Here is a 16,222-nt window from a genome sequence, read left to right on the forward strand (position 1 = left end):
GGCCACGGTGGCCTCCTCACCCCGCCAGATTTACACCACTTCCCGGGACGCTACCATCGGCGAAGTTGCTGTTCGCTTCTAGGCGTGTCTCGATCGCATATTGTCGAAGGATGGCAGGTTGCCCTTCGCGTCGACCGGATCGCCCAAGTCGCTGACGGAGTGCGGCGACAGTAAATGGCGCTCCAATCTGGGCGATGGAGTTCACGTCACCTATGTCGATACCAAGCTCAAGCGTGGATGTGCATACCGCCGTAGTGGGATGGCCGGGGTCTTTCAAACGACGCTCGACGAAGTCTCGATGTTCTCGCGAAAGGCTCGCATGATGCGGGTAGAACTCATGAGGCAAATGCTCTCGTTCGCAAAGTGCTCTAAGCCGGTCCGCATATATCTCCACGGACTGCCTAGCTCCGGCGAAGATTAAGTTGTCATTGCCGCGGAGTGTTCGAAAAAGATGGTTTGCGATTGCGTCAGTGGCGGACGGGGCATTCGTGTCACCGGCGCCGGAAATGTATCCGCGCAGCTGAAGCTTAAGTTCAGCCTCTCCGCCCTCCGCTTCGATCAGGCCAACGCTCGTCGCATGATCTGGTCGCAAATATCCCCGAGCCAGCCCCATGTCCCCCAAGGTCGCAGAAAGCCCGATTCTTCGGATGGGGCGTTTCAACGAGTGCTCAAGACGGGTGAGCAGTGAACGAAGCTGAACCCCCCTCTCGCTGTCGAGCACTGTGTGGAGTTCGTCGATAACCACGGCGCGGGTTGCGCCGAAGAGGCGAGGTATTTCCAGCCCGCGGCGGATGAACAATGCTTCCAGCGATTCAGGGGTGATCAGCAAAATGCCTCGCGGCGACCTGAGACCCTTTGCCTTGATTGATTGTGAGACATCCCCGTGCCACGGGGTTACCGAAAGCTCTGTTTCTCGGGTTATAGCCTTAAGGCGGTCAGCCTGATCCGTTATGAGTGCTTTGAGTGGCCCGATGTAGAGCACGTCGAACCCGCCAACATCTGCAGGCTCATCAATCACCTGAGAAACAAGCGGCAAGAAGGCGGCTTCAGTCTTCCCCCCCGCTGTTGAGGCGGCAATGATCAAATCAGCGTCGCTTTCACAAATGAAGCGAATGGCGCGGCTTTGAATGTTTCTCAGCTCTCGCCAACCCTTTTGGCGGATCCATTTCTGGATTGGACGGGCAAGGTGATCGAAAGCTGTGCCCATGTCTGGTTTAGAGTTTGAAGCTCACAAGTTGGTCGTTTTCTGTTGGGGCTGCGCTTGTGACGTCATCAATATCACTCAGGTCCTCGCCTCGATCCGCTGTCACATCGACATCTTCGATTAGATCGTGCCACGCCACGTTCGGATTTTGTTCAAGAACGGAGAGCAGGTTGACGAAGGCGGTAACTGTATTGCGTGGTGTGCGGAAATACTCCTCCCCAATGCGATCGGAGCAATGAGCCATGAAAGCTTCGAGGGCATCATCCGGGACGGGGTTCTCATATCCCTGAATGACGTGCCGAACATTCGACAGAAGGATGAAAAGATCCTCGGGTGTCAGACTAGATAGCCGAATGACCGGGCCGGAGAGGTCCACCAATCCGTCGCGCGCAAATGTATTTTCCGCTAAGCGAGACTGCAGCGCTTCGTAGCTATACAGCCCACGGCGGGTGTTCATCAGGAACTCCGGTGTGCCCCCCAACAGGAACCCAAGGTGTTCCGCGCTCCCTTGTAGTACGTCATTCAGAATTCGCAATATCTGTTCGTAGTTGGCGTTGCGCGCTTGGGAGGAAGTGAGCTTAAACAGATTCACCATCTCATCTAGCCCGACCAGAAGCCCCTTGTATCCGGCCGCTCGGACGAAGGCTGACATGAGCTTGAGGTGATCATAGACGCTTGCATCGTCGATGATTGTTCGCACGCCAAGTGCTTTGCGAGCATCTGTCCGCGTCGCGAACTCGCCTCGAAGCCATCGAAGTGCTGAGGACTTCAGGTCTTCATCACTATTTTCATGGCCTTCCCAATATCGCCGAACGACTTCCGCAAACTCGAAGCCCCCTGTCAGTTCCTCGAAATGTCCCAATCGATCTCGAATGACCTTGTCAGTGGGAATTTCCCGTTTCTCGGCGTCACGGTGTGCATGGGAGATGAACCGCTCCACCACGCTCGTCAGAGCTCCGCCATCGGGCTTGGTTCGCGTAGAGAGGTTTCGTGCCATCTCTGCATAAAGCCCACGAGCCTGGCCCCCGGTCGCATAGAGACGTCTATCCGGAGCGAGGTCAGCGAACATCACGACTAGTCCCTTCTCCAAGGCAACCAGGCGTATCAGATTCATGAAGAATGTCTTGCCCGAGCCGTATTCTCCGATCACAAACCGGATTGCCGCTCCGCCATCCGAAATGCGATCCATGTCCTTGACCAGTTCTTCAATCTCGCGAGCACGCCCTACCTGAATGTGTTGCAGACCGAGCTTGGGTACGACTCCGGCGCGCAATGCCTGAACGATGGCGTCACGCTCACGCGGTTTCAGTTTTGACATCACTGCTCTCCCTGTTGAGTTTTGCTTTAACCGCATCCGCCACTTCCGGATTCACGTCATAGCCTTCGTATTCGTCCAATAGCGAGTCGTCATGGTTTTCGAAGGCCCACTCGTTAATGACTTCCAGAGCTCCCGCGGCGAGGAGCTCATGTTGCCTGCAAAGCTCGTCGAACGCGTCATCCGTCCAGTGATCCTGAGCAACAAGGTCGCTGACTAAAGCGGCGTGCTTGTCATGGAGCCCCGGTAGGACCGATTGCTTGTCGGTGGAATGGGCCTCGGCATCGTCTTCGTCTTCCTCAGAGCCGAAGATCTGACCGAGCACCGACGAGACACGCTGAGTGTCGGAACGGATGGTGGCAATCCGTGAGGGGTCGAGACGTGGCTTGGAGGGGGAGCTCTCTGGTGGTGGAATTTCTTCACCACTCGCCCCGGTCTGCGCGGGTCTGACCGTCGGTGGAGCATCAACGACCTTTGTCCCGGCGTGCAGGTCCGAATAGGCAAGCGAGGGATCAAGGCCTAAGGCTTTGTAAACCTTTTCGATTCTGATGACCTCTTGCGACTGGATCATGCCATCGGCATGCGCCGCGGCAACCAGGGCGGCGCGCATGGTGTCTTGCCGGTCCGCTCCGACGTCCTTCAGCTTGCGCCGTAGCAACGTTATGTCAGGAGGTACTGCGAGAAGCCACTTCAGGTTAGCGCTCAACCGTCGCTGTTCCTGGTCATTCAGCCCGTCGGTAGAGCCGATCCGCTCAGCAAGCATGGTGCGTTCTTGTTCCGCGATGTGATCGTCTGCATGGGCGATAAAGGACCCCAGGGCCAGTTCGATCAGGGCGTCCTTGTACTCCGAAGAAACATCTTCGAGCTTTTCGATTCGTGCTCCCAACTCGAATAGCACGACAATCTCATTCACCTTAGGTGATCGCAGTGCAAATCTCGGGTCGGGCGCTAGCCCAAAGCCTAAGCGGGCGAGTGCGTCGGCTGCGCCGGTCAGTTGACGTTTTCCTACTTTGCTTGGGTGGTCACCTTCCAATCGTTCTACGACATCCGCCACGCCTACGAAGCCATCACCATCGACGATCGTCCGCGCCCAGCTCCTGAGTTCTTCCAGTTCCTCCGAAGGGAAGAACTCCCAGAGCTCCAAAGGTAGGAGAGCGTGTGCCTCGATGCTCCCACGTGCGTCCGGGTTTCGTCCGAGGAAGCGGCTGAACTTATCGAGATCGTCCATCGTGTGATCGGCGATCTCTTGAGCAATTTCGACAGGCTTGCGAAGTCCTGAGATGTCAGGGATCGGTGCGCCATTGATGGAGGGATTAATGCTGCCTTCGAATTCGCCCGAGGCGGCGCGATAAGTTGCCTTTAGGAGCTTGCGCGGCTTGTTGATTTTGAGCCCGTCGGGATATCTCTCCCGGAAACGAATCTGGAAGAGGGTCATGAACTCCTCTCGGCATCGGTTCGCCGCGGTACGAAGGTTGCGTTCCGGGTGGCACATAAACCAACTTAGCACCCAATCCGCATTAAGCCGATCGCCTTGCAAGAGCTGCGCGCCGATAGCGATTTTAAGCGACAGCGGCAACTCCCATCCCGAGTTCTCGAAGATGGGAGGGATCTGGTCGGATTCGACCGTTGAGGATTTTGCGACCTCGATTAATTCTCCGAAGTAACGTCTTACCGAGCCGCTGTCGGAGAAGAGGTCGGCTAGGCGCTGAGCTTCAGCGAGTATTTGTTGTTTTTCTTCTTGCGAGGGGTTGTCAAGAAAGAGGCGGCGCTCCAGACCATAAAAGAAAAGGAAAACATAGCCTGGATCGATATCTGTGTTCGTTCGCCCACCAGCAAGCCAATCTAAGTAGATCGCGCGGTTTTCTTTCGAAACATCCGAATAGCCTGGCCAATAGGGCATGGGGACCACGTTCCTGACCGATCCAGGAGGGGCTACAGGCAACGTCGGGTCGATATACGGGCGAGATTTTTCCTCCCAGCCATAATAGTCATTGAGGGATGGAGGTGTTCCCACATAGACCATCCCGTCAATAGTCCTCCCCGCGATAGAGACTGTTCCATGAGCAGGAATCCACTTCCCACCACTTTGTTCTGGTGAAGGGATGTGCCTCTTTCGTTCCCTCTTTATGGGCTGAGCAGTTTGCTTGGGCGTATGGTTTTTTGAAGGGTGATGAGCTGAGCGCCGGCGTTCCAGAGCCCAAACCAAAATTGCTGGCGCCCCGAAGACGAATAGCGTGAAAGCGATGGCCGGCCAAGATCCGAGCCAGATCGCAGCGATGAGCGATGCCACAATAAAGAAGGTTGCGTAGAGGAAGGAAACTCGGACGACTTTCTGCAACAACTCCATCTGTACAACGCTCACATGCGGAAAACGACATAGTGTCAGCAGAGTCCAACCGCGGCAACCTCACATCCTGTTGAAGCGCTCCGACTGTCCCAGGCACATCAAGAGCCCGCCACGGGTCGCAGGTTGTGCTCGGACCAATTCAAGTTCGAGGGGGTCAATCTGGAACGCGGATTCGGTCAGTGCGCGGGTGCCACGTGCTGGCTCGGTCCAGGGCGTGGGAATGAATCGGTCCCAGTGTGTGGGCGTAGGTCAGAACCAGAGTTCGAACGTTTGCATGCCCAAGAAACTTGGCCAGGAACACGAGTATCTTTTCCCGTGTGTCTGATTTCTCGGGCGCATACATATCGATCATTCGGCGAAGCTCGTCATTGTTGTCGGGGGCCAGCAGAGGATGTCCACCTTGGGCGAGCCGCGAGCCAAGTTCCGGTTCGGTTAAAAGATAGGCGCGAAGTAAGAGCCATGACGCGGCGCAATGGCGAAGGCCGTGGTAATCGATGTCGGTTTGAAGGACTCGCCGCATATACTGCAGTGGCGACTTGATCACCTCTGCCCAGGTTGGGCGTCGGTCATCCACCAACGGACCGAAAAGCGGCATCCGCTTGGCGTCACCCCGCGCTCGAATGGAAATCGCTTGGTGTTGCCGCTTTGCGATGTGGCTTTGGAGTGCGACCCGTGCGTCTTCAGGGAGCAGTCGGTATAGGGGCAGTACTCGGCGTCCCGAAGGCGTCTTGCTATTAAGGATATTGCCCTTTAGCAGTCCGGCCTCTGCTCCATTTTGAGGGTTGAAGATCACGAAGTCGCCCAGCTGGAAGTCCAAGACCTCCGACGCTCGGGTGCCGCCATAAAATCCCAGGATCAGTACACCTTTGTATTCCTCCCGCTCTTGATCGCTCAAGTTGGTGTCGTGCTCGATGTGATGGATCAGGTGAGTGAACTGTTGTGGAGTAATAAGCGCTCGCCGCCCGGGGCGAGCTGCAATGCTGTCGTCTGAAGCCAACTGAGGAAGGTCATTCTGGTTTAGTACCCCAACCTCACAGCAGAACCTCAAAAACTGCATCCAACTGATCACGAAGTCGTGCTGTGTCTTGCTCGACCAGGAGGGGCGCGTCATTAGGTCGATGGTGAGCTCGTCAATGGTCTCTTCATCCCATGAGGCCATGTCGCGACTTTCGATGTGATCAAACAGGGCATCGGGAAAGACTTGGCCCACGTATTTCCGCGCCGAGCTGATCTTGATCCCGTCAACGTGCAGCTTCCGATGAACCCAGTGAAGCGCCAGGTGGAGCACGCTACGCGTGGATGGCTCTCGGGAGTCGGCCTTGTCCAACGCGTGATGCAGGATCTTGCCGATCGTCGTGGCTTTAGACGCCAGGAGTGTTCCGTTGCGGCCAGTACAGTTTTTGTCGACGAGCTGCACCAGAAACTCCGCAAGCGTGATCCGTGCGAATGGGGACCAGTCATCATCGCGTGAGTCCAGCGGCTCCGGGTTCGTATTGGACGGTGTGGTTACGTGATCAACTTGGTTTGGCGGCAGGTAGAGTGGGGAATCGCACGGCGGGATTAGCAGATCAGGGGGAGTGCCCTGGGTCAGCTTGAACAACTCCAGTCCGAGCGGTCTTTTGGGTAAAGGGTAGGTGCGCAGGAGTTCAAGGATGAGAGGTGGAACACCGTAGCGTAGCGGGACGTAACGGCCGGCTTGTGCCAAGCGAAACCATTTATCGGTCAACTCGATGTTGTCTCGTTTCACCTCGTTCGAGTCGTTGAGCGCTTTCAGGTAACGACTCAGTGATCGTCGTACTGCCCGGTCTGGCTCGGCGGTTTCACCGAGTGTCTGGATGGCGTCCGAGAAGAGCAGGGCGTTGTGCCCGTGCTTCTTCCTCCGCTTTCGCTGCTGGACAAGCAAGTCACGAAGAGGACGCGGGGGTATGAATTCGTGGCAGTTGTCGTAATCGGCTGCCCCGTGTATTGGTGTTCGGATGCGGCCCTCAACGCCCGGGAGTTCGTCCACGTCGCACACGCGCAGTCGCGAGAGGATGCCGCATGACACCTGATCGCTTGCCCCGCAACGCGTCACCAGCAACAGGGCCGCGGTGAAAAGTCGCCCATCCGCCTCCTTGGTAATAGCTGGCCATTGCCGGCGGACGAGATGTTCCAACCGGTAAACCTGATGGCTGAGTGCCGCGACCTCCGGCGTGGGCGGTATCGACAAGTCCCGCGGTGGCTTGACTGCCGTTGGCGGTAGTTCGCATTGCCAGCCATTGTGCTGCAGCCGAGTGAGCAGTCGCTCCACGTGTCGTCGGCGAGATGGCCGTTCAAGCTTGCGGTGGCTTTTGATTAGGGTGTCGTAATCCGTTTTGGTGAAACGCTTGCGCCGTTGAGCGATTTCCAAGACCCAGCCCAAGATCTCTCGGTACTGCCGCCACAGTTTGTCGCCGATAGTCCGGGTGAAGCCCAGATCAAGTAATTGCTGATCGAGGCGCCTTTCCTGCTCAGGTGACATAGCGCCCCCGCAGGTCAAGCAATCCGAAACCGGCGCGGTCCAGCAATTGTTGGATTGCCTCGATGGTCGTCGGTGTGAATAGCTGATTGGCCATTGACGACGTGCCATGCCGATGCCATCCGCCGCCCGCATGACCGAGAAGCGCGTTCAATTCGCTTGTAGGTACCTGTTCACGGAGCTCGGTTGCGAATGTGTGTCGGGTGGCTCGGCGGTCCCAGCCGAATTGACGAGCTATCGGCATAAAGTCGGTTTGCCGCGCGCGCCGAGCAATTACCTCCTTCGGTCGATGCTCAAAGAGCAATGGCAACGCACTGATCTGGGGTTCTCGGTCGCGGACGGGTAAAAGCCGACGATTGAGTGCCAGTCGAATCTCGTCGCTGAGCTTGCGGTGTATTTCCAATTGCCGCTTGACGATAGGGAGGGCGGGGACAACACGTCGTTCGACGAAATCGACTGAATCCTTGTCAGCGACGAACCAAAGCTCCGTCCCATACTGACTCATCACGGTTCGGTCGGCGACGGGACGGATGCCGGTTCCCAGAAGCAGGCCAAGATAGGTGTGTAGGGCCGACAGGTTTTGGATCCGAATCAGCGTATCGAGATGTACGCCGGTTAGCCCTTGTTCGAACTCGGTGCGCTCGCACGCTTCAGCGGCTAACAGTGCGAGGTGGCCGAACACATCGGGTATTGTCTCGACTGGCACTGCCTTGATTGACCCAAGTGCGGCGTCCTCGCCGGATCGCGGTGTTTCAGCCGCTATGGGAAAGGGAGCCTTTGGATATCTGGAGACATGCCTGGCGCCCAGGCTCGCGATTCGCCTTGTCGTTTTGGAGAACAGTAACTGGATTTCGCTTCGGTCGATTACCCGGTACGCTGCGGGACCCCGGTAGGAGTGACCATACGTGCCCGTCAGGGTCAGCCCGGCGGTCGTGTCCAGGGCGAGCCCAAAGATCATTGCCTCGGCTGCCGCGCGGATACGTTGGCAGGTTGCGGTGAGTCCCCCGGCAGTCTTGTGATTGCGGCGCAAAATACCATTGATGTGGCTTTCCATTTCGTTGAACGGGGATTCCGGGTCCAGTTGCCGAAGCTTGACCGCCCTGGGCTGAAGGACTGCGATGATCGGAGCGGGTAACGCAAGGCGCACTAAACGGTTGCTTGCCTCGTCCGGACCACTCGGGCCGTCCAGGAGCCGGTATTCCAAGACGCCGCGGGCGATGTCAATTTGCCCCGTTTCGTCACTCGCCAGCGTGGCGGCGGGGCCGGCGTCCACTTTTGTTTCACGCAACCGTGATGGAGATAGTCCAGTGGTCGCAATGAGCCACAGGTAGGCCCACGCAACCATCTCGTTTCGCCCGTACACCGTTGCCAACGCAGAAACGACGTGAGGGGCAGGGGTGCGATGGATGTCGAATTCCGTCGGGCTGATGGACAACCCCTCGAGCCACGCCCTCTTTGAGAGAGCGCGCTTGTCGTCGCGAGGGGTCCGAAGATCGGAGTGGCGTCGTTGGTAAGTGACCGGGGCGTCAGGGTCAGCAGCCTCCTCATGATCAGAGCGTTGCATGTCGTTACCCTGTGCATCAGTAAGGCGGTAGCTCGAGTAAGCCGAATCGACCAGGTTCTGCGATCGATCCAGCTTCCTTATGGTCGGAGTGGGTCTGTAAAAATTTTCGTGAGCCTCATCTTTTTTCGGAGCCACCGTGATCCGAGATAAGTGTTCCGCGGAATAGTTGGGCGCATTTCGAGAGCTCCTTTTGACCCCGGCGAGACGTTCCCCCTGAATCAGCCTCAGCGTTTTTGTCGCATTCGAGTTTCTGGTTTCCTGTTCGCTGCTCGACTTTTTCTCAAGCCAGCGCTGGAAACTGGCCTTGTGCTGGTGCTCCCGCGAGCTTTCTGAAAACCATTCGAGCAGCATCCGCCTCACCGCGATGCAGTCTCGATAATATGTTTGGCCATCAGCCTCTTCGGACGAAGGCCCACTTAGCAATTCGGTAGCGAGAGCTCGAGCCTGCTCTGAGTTGGGGAGCTCCTCTAGTTTTTCGATTGTCGAAAATAGGGCATACCGCATTTTGGAGATGCCATTTTGGTACGCCGGGTCGAGTGGTTGCCAACGGAGCCACTGCTCGTCGCCGGTCCAGTCGGTCAAGCGCCGCAAGGCAGACGGTGTGACCGGTGGGGCAAAGGTGAGGATCGTGTTTCGGGTGGATTCGCTGAGCGGACCAAACGCTTCCTCCCAATGAGTCAAAACCTCGGTGGGGAGCCATGCGTCCTTCATTGGGACTCACCCTGGGTGGAGGTTCCTGATTCGTCGGTCAGTTCGCGTAGTCGTTGCGAGAGCTTCTCGCCGGCATCCAGGCATTGGTTGGGGATTTCGACTGCATTTTTCTTCCCGTCCAACCATTCCAACAGCTTCTTCACCTTTTGCTCGCCTTCGTGCTGGCGAACGATGGCAAAGAGCTCTTCCGCCATCGGTAGCTCGGGCACCCTTTGCCTGATCTTGGCGAGTATCGGAGCAACGGACTCTTCTGTCGGTTGTTCAGAGTTGTCTGTTCGTTCCGCGGATGAATTGATCGGTTCCTCGCTCGGCGCCGCCCCCTTTAGAGAAGCAAGTGTGTCGCTTTCAAATTTTGTCGAGGCCGCCGAACTTTCTGGCTTTGGAGTGAGGCTCTGAGCCTGCGTATCGATCTCAGATTGTTCAGCGGTTCCGGCTTTAGATTCGGGATGGGACTCCGCTTGAGTTAAGGCGCCGTCCGTCGGCGGCGTGTTGTCGGAAACTGCGGATTCTTGCGAGTGCTCTCGCAGGCCGGTAGGCGTGCCTACCGCTTCTCGTTGGGTTGATGCCGCATGGCTTGGTGTTGCGTCGCTAGAGGCGTCTGCTTGAGTGGGTGCGCTCGTTGCGTCTTTGGACGTTCTCGCAACGTCCATGCCTGACTCGCTGAGTACGTGGGTTTCCGTATCGGTGTTGCCAGTGTCGTGAAGACTATTGTCCTCTGGTGCGCCTGCGCGCTTGATGTTTGGGTCTTCGAGTTCTGGCGGTGCTGGCCTCCCGGGATGTGTCGATTTGGTGTCGCTTGAATGCGGTGTATCTGTGATGTTCTCCGAATCCACGCCCACTTCATCAGTGGCTTGTGCCAACGCCGGCTCATGCAATGCGGTATTCGCTACCCGCGCATTCTGATCGACAGTCGTTTCATCTCTGGTTCTGGCTGAAGCATGTTCTCGAACATGGGCGACGTCGCGCTCCAAGGTGCGATCTCCGACGCCGTGAGCAAAAAGTCGGCCCAACTGTTTTGGCTCCAGTAATGCGCTGACTGGAACGCCTCCAAGAACCTTCTGCGCAACGAGAATGGCAAGCCGTGTATCGTCGTGCAGCCGCTCGATTGCCCGCTGTCTGAGTTTCACATTGGTAGGACGATGTCTGACGCGGATGATATGGAAAAGGCAGAACTGAAGAAGATCGACCTCTCCCGGGGCAAGGTCTTTCACGTCGATTTCATAGACCACGAGAGTGTCCGAGGGCGCTAGTACGGGGCCTTCTGGATACCGAGGTAACCATCGCTGCTGACTCGGCTCCTCCTTGGGAAGACGGAGAAAAATCAGGCGTGGGTCTCTCGTTAAGGCGCCGGGGGTGGGTTGTCGAGATCTGTCGTACCAGCTTTCCGGGATGCCGTGGTGATTTGCCTGGCAGGTGCGCTCGCGCGCTGGCAGCTCCCATTCACAAAGAATGGGGATCATCATCTTTTTCATTGCCTGGACTCCTTGTCTGGCTATTGCTTTATTGCGCCCGCTTCCCACAGGCGCTGCACCAATCGAGGTGGTACTCGTTAGGTGGCTATAAGTTTCCCGCTCTGACTAATTGAGTCAATGGCCAAGAGGGGTAATTAGTTACCCCTTTTGGGAGGCAGCAGGGGTAATCCGTTACCCCTTTTTTGGGCTTCGAGGCTGATGTGTTAGCCAATTGGCCAAAATTTGACCAATTCCGCAGTGAGTTCGAGTACAAGACCCGGTTCTAACGGAGTATCACCTCGCCGCTCTTGTGAGATGGGTATCGCCCAGCGCAAAGGAGTATCTGAGGCCGGGAGAATCATCGTGGTTGCGGGGGTGGAATACGGGGAGGGGTGAGTGGCCAAACGAGAAGAGATCACTCGTCGGCTGGTTGGTAAACCTGCTATGACGCCTTCGGCTGGAGCTGGTCGGCGGCGCAAATCTTCAAAGTATGGGTTCCTTCCGTCCCTACGCTGAATCCCACGCCGGGGAATCAGTTCCTCACAAACAGCGAGCCTGTCGTTTCAGCCCATCGATGATGGGATCGACGATGTGAGGTGGGAAACCAGAGGGTAGTATTTTGTCGACGTGATCAATCACGGCCGGAACACGTTCTCGAATGTCCTCCATCATGGAGATCGCGTGCTTGTGGGATAGGCCTGCACGAGAAGCGGTGTTCAGGATGTGGCGCTGCTGAATCTTCTCCCAACGGTAGTGTCGGTTTTTTCCTTCCCAGGCCATTGCCATGGAAGCTTTCTGCTTTGCCATCGTTCCGTTCGCCATCAATGGGTGCACGGACAGCACGTCGTACAGAGGTGTCATGCGGTACGCGCCAGCAGGCTCAAGGAACAGGCTGAAGTTTTTTGCGTGACCGTCGATCGCCGCTAGCAGCCAGAAGATGATTTGGCTTCGGAAGAATGTCTCCCTGTCTTCAATTGGCTGCTGTGATCCAAGCAGCAACTCCATTCCATCGCGGATGCCAGGCCCGCCGTCCGACTCGTACTTTCGTGCTGGCGCAACGCCGAGGGCCTGGCAAAAGTCTTCCTGTGGAAGTCGCATCAGCCAGCTTCCGTCACTCGACCATCGGCGATCGAAGCGCTCGACCACCAAGACCTTTCGACCTTCGAAGCTCGCAACCTGCGAATTGGCGATCGGGAGGCCAAAGGCGCGAAGGATCTGGGAACAGAGCCACTCGTTCTCGATGCTGTCGGTCAGATCAATGCCGCTGTGCTCTATCCGACCGATGGGCAACTTCAAGATGTGACTTGTCGGCGTACTGCCCAGAGGGCGATGCCACCGGCCTCGATAGAACAGAAGGGCGGTTTTTTCCTGGGCGCCGGCGAGAGAAATCCGGAACTCGTCTTGTTCCTGTCCCACGGGCGAGGTCTGGGTATACCCATCGAGTAGCTTGGCCACGTCGTCATCGTTGAGCGGTTCCGCGGTAATTTCGCGCACCGACCCCACGCTCGATCCTTCCGGATAAAGTTGGATCGCCCCGATGCAGTCTCGACCGATCTCCGTGAGAAGATCGAAGGGCTGCCGAGTCGGCGTGCGATAACGCGCCTGTATGCGAGCTCGGATCGCATCGCTATCCGGCAATAAGTTGTCGAAGAAGTTGTAGACCCTCTCGCCACGAAAGGGGCGGCTGCTCAAAGGCAACGAGAGAGAGATCGGGCGAGCGCCAGGGCGGCTTAGCCATTGGTCGTAGTAAGCGAAGCGCATCGCGCCGGAACCCCCGCGCTCCAGCACACCTATCTCCAGGCCGTTCATGGCGAGTATCAAACGGTCCATGTTCACCACTCCTCGCTCCATTCAGCGGAGTCACGAGGAGCGTTGCTTCTCTCGTTCAACTCGAGCTCCAGCTCGAGCGCCGAAAGAATCCGGAACAGAGTCTTTAGACGAGCTTGATCGGGATGATTCTCGATGGCCGAAACCGTCGACTGTTTCATCCCGACCAGTTGAGCAACGTCGGTCTGGGTCAGGCCGCGGTCGAGCCGAGCCTGACGGAGTGCTTGGGAAAGGAGATTTGTGGAAGTGATGCGCATGACACTTGCTTACTCCCTGTAGCCTTTTATGGGGATATTCAGACAATATCCTTCAAAGGGGATAATGGCAAGAATATCCCCGCACCGGGATACGCAGCCTGCTTCGAGCCCCTAGGCTTGAAGTCCTTGGAGAGCCTGCTCCAAGAGCTTCAAGGATTGCTGGTGTTTGTCGCCTTGCATGCGTTCGATGTTGGCGAGTTTCCACTGCACGGCTGGGAGTTGGTCAACGCCTTCCATGGAAAGAAGCGACCAGTCTGGGACGCCTTGCTTGAACGACAGTAGGAAGCGGATGTCTTCATTGGTCATCAACTGACCCAGGTGCATCAGCAGGTCTTGTCGGGTTTGCTCCAGGCGCTCAACTGGTACTGCGATTCTGGTCATGCCAACGAACTCTTGCTCGTATACATCTTCCAAGGGCTTGAGCTTTGGGTTGATCACTTCGTTCATGGGCCGCGGATGCCCGAGGAGGTAGACCAGGAAGCCCTCGAAGATCTCTCTATCGAGGCCGTCTTGGTCAAGCAGTAGCTTCACGTCAAAGAGATCACGGGGGTGCTGTCGATCGAGCGCTGCGCATAACTTGCCGCCGTACAAATCCGGCTGGGATACGACCTGAGCTGAAGCAAAACCATACGTATCCTCGACTGCCTCCACCACATCCAACTCCCGGCTAGCGTGGACGGTGCCGCGGAGTACAGGAGAGACCTCCAGCTTAACCTGATCCTGCTCGCGGCGGACGAGGACCCGGAGTTCATCCGGGCGATTGTTCTGAAGGTTGGCGCGGACGCCCGGCATCTGAGTGCTGATGGCTTCGGCCAGTCGGTGGAGGGCCTCTCGGCAGTTTGTCAGGGCCTGATTACGGGGCTCGAGTGGCAGGTAGGCCAGATCGATGTCGACGGAGAGTCTGGGGAATGGTTGGACGAAGAGGTTGATAGCTGTCCCGCCCTTGAGGGCAAAAACAGGTTCCTGGTTTAGAAAAGGAAGAAGCGAGACCAGCAACTGCACTTGTTGGTGATAGCGGGCTTCAATGCTCATCCATGAATTCCTGTGGGATCGTAATTAAGAATTCCTTGTCTAGTTTGCCCCCCGGGGTGATCTGACGTTTACCTTTGCCAAGCCCAATGCGGGATGTGTCGAGGCGCCGGTACCACGCATGACCGGCATGACGGGCGAGTACCAGGAAGGCCCGCTTCGTCCTGACAGAACGACAACCCTCCAGCAACGCCTGAAGGCGGCGTGGTCGCAGTGTGTTGAGGCCATTGAAGGTATCAACCATCTTGCTGCCGAAGAGGGTTTCGTTCTTTGTCACTGCGATCCATTCAAGGACAGCTCGCTCGGGAGTTGAGACTCGAATATTGAATGCGCCGTGGGGAGCCTTGTGATCACAAAAGCTGCCGGGAAGTTGAGCGGGTAGCCCGCCTTCGCCATGGAGCGTCGTCTGGCCCGCCCAATCGGCATCACTTAACCATCGGGGTAGCCGACCTTCCTTGGCACCAAAGAGATGAGTCGTCTCAAGCCCCATGGACAGGTAGTGTGCGAATCCGTGCAGGGCCAACGCGGTCTGACCTCCCGGCCATACTGGTGGGAGGCTCGACTTGTCCTCCGCTTGCAAGGCATAAACACCACTTTCCCAAGAGAGTGGGTCGCCAGCTTTGCAGTAGGCACCGTGTCCAACGCGCGCAAGCCATGCGCTTTTGGCCATTTTGCGAGCTTGATCCCGTGTCACCTCGTGCGAAGCGAGCCAAGAGGTGGTCACGACAGCTCCGTACGGGATCAGCGACAACAGTTGGTTTATTTTCACGATCAGAACCGGCTGTAAGTGACGTTTTCAAGATCAATGGTAAACCAGGCGTGGTTTGTTTTCACGATCAACAGTGGATCAAAAAGCCGCTTTAGGTCGAAAAAGTAAACTTTCTTTTGTCTGTGTGCGACAGACTGCCGGGCACTCCACCTACCTGCTTGGCTCCTGGTCTTGTCTTTCTGCCTCGATCCGTTCCTACCGGTGGCCCTTGAACGGGTCGACCTTGGTCGGCCTCGGTTCTCGAGGGCCAAAGGCCGCCGGCACGCCGTTTCGCAAATTCGTGCGGACCGTTTTGCGGGAGACACCGAGTTTACGAGCGATCTCCTTGATCCCCATGCCCTGACGGCCGAGTGCTCTGATTTCCATTGCATTCTTCTGAGTCAACATGGCGGCGGCTCAAAAGCTGCCATCTTCGCCCAGGGCGTCAAAATTACTTCGGCGTTAGGGGGTCAGTTTTAGATCGGCGGTAACAGGTAGGCATCACCCGGCTCAAGGAGGAGGCTGAAGTTCTTCGCGTGACCGTCGAATGCGGCAAGCGCCCCGAAAATGATCTGGCTGCGAAAGAAGTTCGTCCGGTGTTCGATGGGCTGTTGAGATCCAAGCAGCAGATCCATTCCGTCACGGATACTAGGGCCACCGTCTGACTCGTACTTCCTTGCTGATGCAATCCCGAGTGCCTGGCAAAAGTCTTCCTGTGGAACGCGCATTAGCCAGCTTCCGTCGCTAGACCAACGGCGGTCGAAGCGCTCAACCACCAAGGCTTTTCGCCCCTCGAAGTTTTTTGATTTTTCGGCGGTCAGAGCGCCATATGACGGGGACAGATGTCCGCTTTGCCGTGGCATTGCCAAGGGGCGACAGATGTCGGGGTGGTATTCGCTCAAACGAAAAAATCCTGGGCCCAAATTGAGCCCAGGATTTTGCCGGAATAGCCCGTGGTTGCAGGCTTCTTGAGATTTCGACTGACGTAAACGGCTGTTTCGAAAGGGGCCGAGAAATTGCCAGGTGGGTCCGACAGGTGTCTCACATCATGTCAAGGTGGTGCTCTAACCAACTGAGCTACGCGCCTGTCGTCGAACGGATGCGCATTCTACCGGGTCGCGGCGGGCTGTCAACTCAAATGTGCTGTCGCCGACTGGCTACTAAGTGGATTGCTCTGTGTTCTTGCGGCGCGTCACTCCTATAGGTAGTTGCCGCCTCAACAAATTTTTTGAATCAAGGGTCGTCGCTAAAATTACTTGGCGAATTTCCTGG

General features: G+C 56.9%; 12 protein-coding genes. All 12 read right to left on the reverse strand.

The genetic code is table 11. The features are described from left to right. Nucleotides 1–16: 16 nt before the first annotated feature. The 12 genes from D5687_RS09760 to D5687_RS09815 all read right to left on the reverse strand — a co-directional run bounded on the left by D5687_RS09760 (nt 17) and on the right by D5687_RS09815 (nt 15,852). Nucleotides 17–1,207: a DEAD/DEAH box helicase gene (locus tag D5687_RS09760; protein WP_204742178.1), complete on the reverse strand. Its 1,191-nt coding sequence runs from the start codon at nt 1,205–1,207 to the stop codon at nt 17–19. Between the two features lie 7 nt (nt 1,208–1,214). Next, on the reverse strand, nt 1,215–2,522 hold the full coding sequence (locus D5687_RS09765) for an ATP-binding protein (RefSeq protein ID WP_125199592.1): 1,308 nt from the start codon (nt 2,520–2,522) through the stop codon (nt 1,215–1,217). Then, complete coding sequence (locus D5687_RS09770) at nt 2,500–4,866, reverse strand: TerB N-terminal domain-containing protein (protein WP_125199593.1); 2,367 nt, start codon at nt 4,864–4,866, stop codon at nt 2,500–2,502. The genes D5687_RS09765 and D5687_RS09770 overlap by 23 nt, the downstream gene beginning before the upstream one ends. A gap of 154 nt (nt 4,867–5,020) precedes the next feature. Further along, complete coding sequence (locus D5687_RS09775; RefSeq protein ID WP_125199594.1) at nt 5,021–7,366, reverse strand: site-specific integrase; 2,346 nt, start codon at nt 7,364–7,366, stop codon at nt 5,021–5,023. After that, the gene (locus D5687_RS09780) at nt 7,356–9,638 is read right to left on the reverse strand and encodes a hypothetical protein (RefSeq protein WP_125199595.1); all 2,283 of its coding nucleotides are present in this window, start codon (nt 9,636–9,638) and stop codon (nt 7,356–7,358) included. Before D5687_RS09780 ends, D5687_RS09775 begins: the two co-directional genes overlap by 11 nt. Continuing rightward, nucleotides 9,635–11,110: a hypothetical protein gene (locus tag D5687_RS09785; RefSeq protein WP_125199596.1), complete on the reverse strand. Its 1,476-nt coding sequence runs from the start codon at nt 11,108–11,110 to the stop codon at nt 9,635–9,637. Before D5687_RS09785 ends, D5687_RS09780 begins: the two co-directional genes overlap by 4 nt. A 519-nt stretch (nt 11,111–11,629) precedes the next feature. Then, nucleotides 11,630–12,919 (reverse strand): type II toxin-antitoxin system HipA family toxin, encoded by a 1,290-nt coding sequence (locus tag D5687_RS09790; RefSeq protein WP_125199597.1) that lies wholly within the window; start codon nt 12,917–12,919, stop codon nt 11,630–11,632. A 2-nt stretch (nt 12,920–12,921) separates the two neighbouring features. Continuing rightward, nucleotides 12,922–13,173 (reverse strand): helix-turn-helix domain-containing protein, encoded by a 252-nt coding sequence (locus D5687_RS09795; protein WP_125199598.1) that lies wholly within the window; start codon nt 13,171–13,173, stop codon nt 12,922–12,924. A 111-nt stretch (nt 13,174–13,284) separates the two neighbouring features. Continuing rightward, entirely contained in the window at nt 13,285–14,205 is a 921-nt protein-coding gene (locus tag D5687_RS09800; protein WP_125199599.1) for a nucleotidyl transferase AbiEii/AbiGii toxin family protein, read from the reverse strand. After that, nucleotides 14,195–14,971 carry a type IV toxin-antitoxin system AbiEi family antitoxin domain-containing protein gene (locus D5687_RS09805; RefSeq protein WP_125199600.1) on the reverse strand — a complete coding sequence of 259 codons (777 nt, stop codon included), beginning with the start codon at nt 14,969–14,971 and terminating at the stop codon, nt 14,195–14,197. The genes D5687_RS09800 and D5687_RS09805 overlap by 11 nt, the downstream gene beginning before the upstream one ends. A 195-nt stretch (nt 14,972–15,166) precedes the next feature. Beyond that, the gene (locus tag D5687_RS11550; protein ID WP_125199601.1) at nt 15,167–15,358 is read right to left on the reverse strand and encodes a sigma factor-like helix-turn-helix DNA-binding protein; all 192 of its coding nucleotides are present in this window, start codon (nt 15,356–15,358) and stop codon (nt 15,167–15,169) included. Between the two features lie 68 nt (nt 15,359–15,426). Further along, a complete protein-coding gene (locus tag D5687_RS09815) occupies nt 15,427–15,852 on the reverse strand; it encodes a HipA domain-containing protein (RefSeq protein ID WP_204742179.1) in 426 nt (141 codons plus the stop codon). Nucleotides 15,853–16,222: the final 370 nt, after the last annotated feature.

The organism is Guyparkeria sp. SCN-R1 (assembly GCF_003932495.1).
GTDB lineage: Bacteria > Pseudomonadota > Gammaproteobacteria > Halothiobacillales > Halothiobacillaceae > Guyparkeria.

What these genes read in the sequence shown, in the direction of transcription:
- D5687_RS09785 (WP_125199596.1), bottom strand. Translation starts at nt 11,110, where the DNA reads ATGAAAAAGATGATGATCCCCATTCTTTGTGAATGGGAGCTGCCAGCG.
- D5687_RS09790 (WP_125199597.1), bottom strand. Translation starts at nt 12,919, where the DNA reads ATGGACCGTTTGATACTCGCCATGAACGGCCTGGAGATAGGTGTGCTG.
- D5687_RS09800 (WP_125199599.1), bottom strand. Translation starts at nt 14,205, where the DNA reads ATGAGCATTGAAGCCCGCTATCACCAACAAGTGCAGTTGCTGGTCTCG.
- D5687_RS09775 (WP_125199594.1), bottom strand. Translation starts at nt 7,366, where the DNA reads ATGTCACCTGAGCAGGAAAGGCGCCTCGATCAGCAATTACTTGATCTG.
- D5687_RS09770 (WP_125199593.1), bottom strand. Translation starts at nt 4,866, where the DNA reads ATGGAGTTGTTGCAGAAAGTCGTCCGAGTTTCCTTCCTCTACGCAACC.
- D5687_RS09765 (WP_125199592.1), bottom strand. Translation starts at nt 2,522, where the DNA reads ATGTCAAAACTGAAACCGCGTGAGCGTGACGCCATCGTTCAGGCATTG.
- D5687_RS09795 (WP_125199598.1), bottom strand. Translation starts at nt 13,173, where the DNA reads ATGCGCATCACTTCCACAAATCTCCTTTCCCAAGCACTCCGTCAGGCT.
- D5687_RS09780 (WP_125199595.1), bottom strand. Translation starts at nt 9,638, where the DNA reads ATGAAGGACGCATGGCTCCCCACCGAGGTTTTGACTCATTGGGAGGAA.
- D5687_RS11550 (WP_125199601.1), bottom strand. Translation starts at nt 15,358, where the DNA reads ATGTTGACTCAGAAGAATGCAATGGAAATCAGAGCACTCGGCCGTCAG.
- D5687_RS09760 (WP_204742178.1), bottom strand. Translation starts at nt 1,207, where the DNA reads ATGGGCACAGCTTTCGATCACCTTGCCCGTCCAATCCAGAAATGGATC.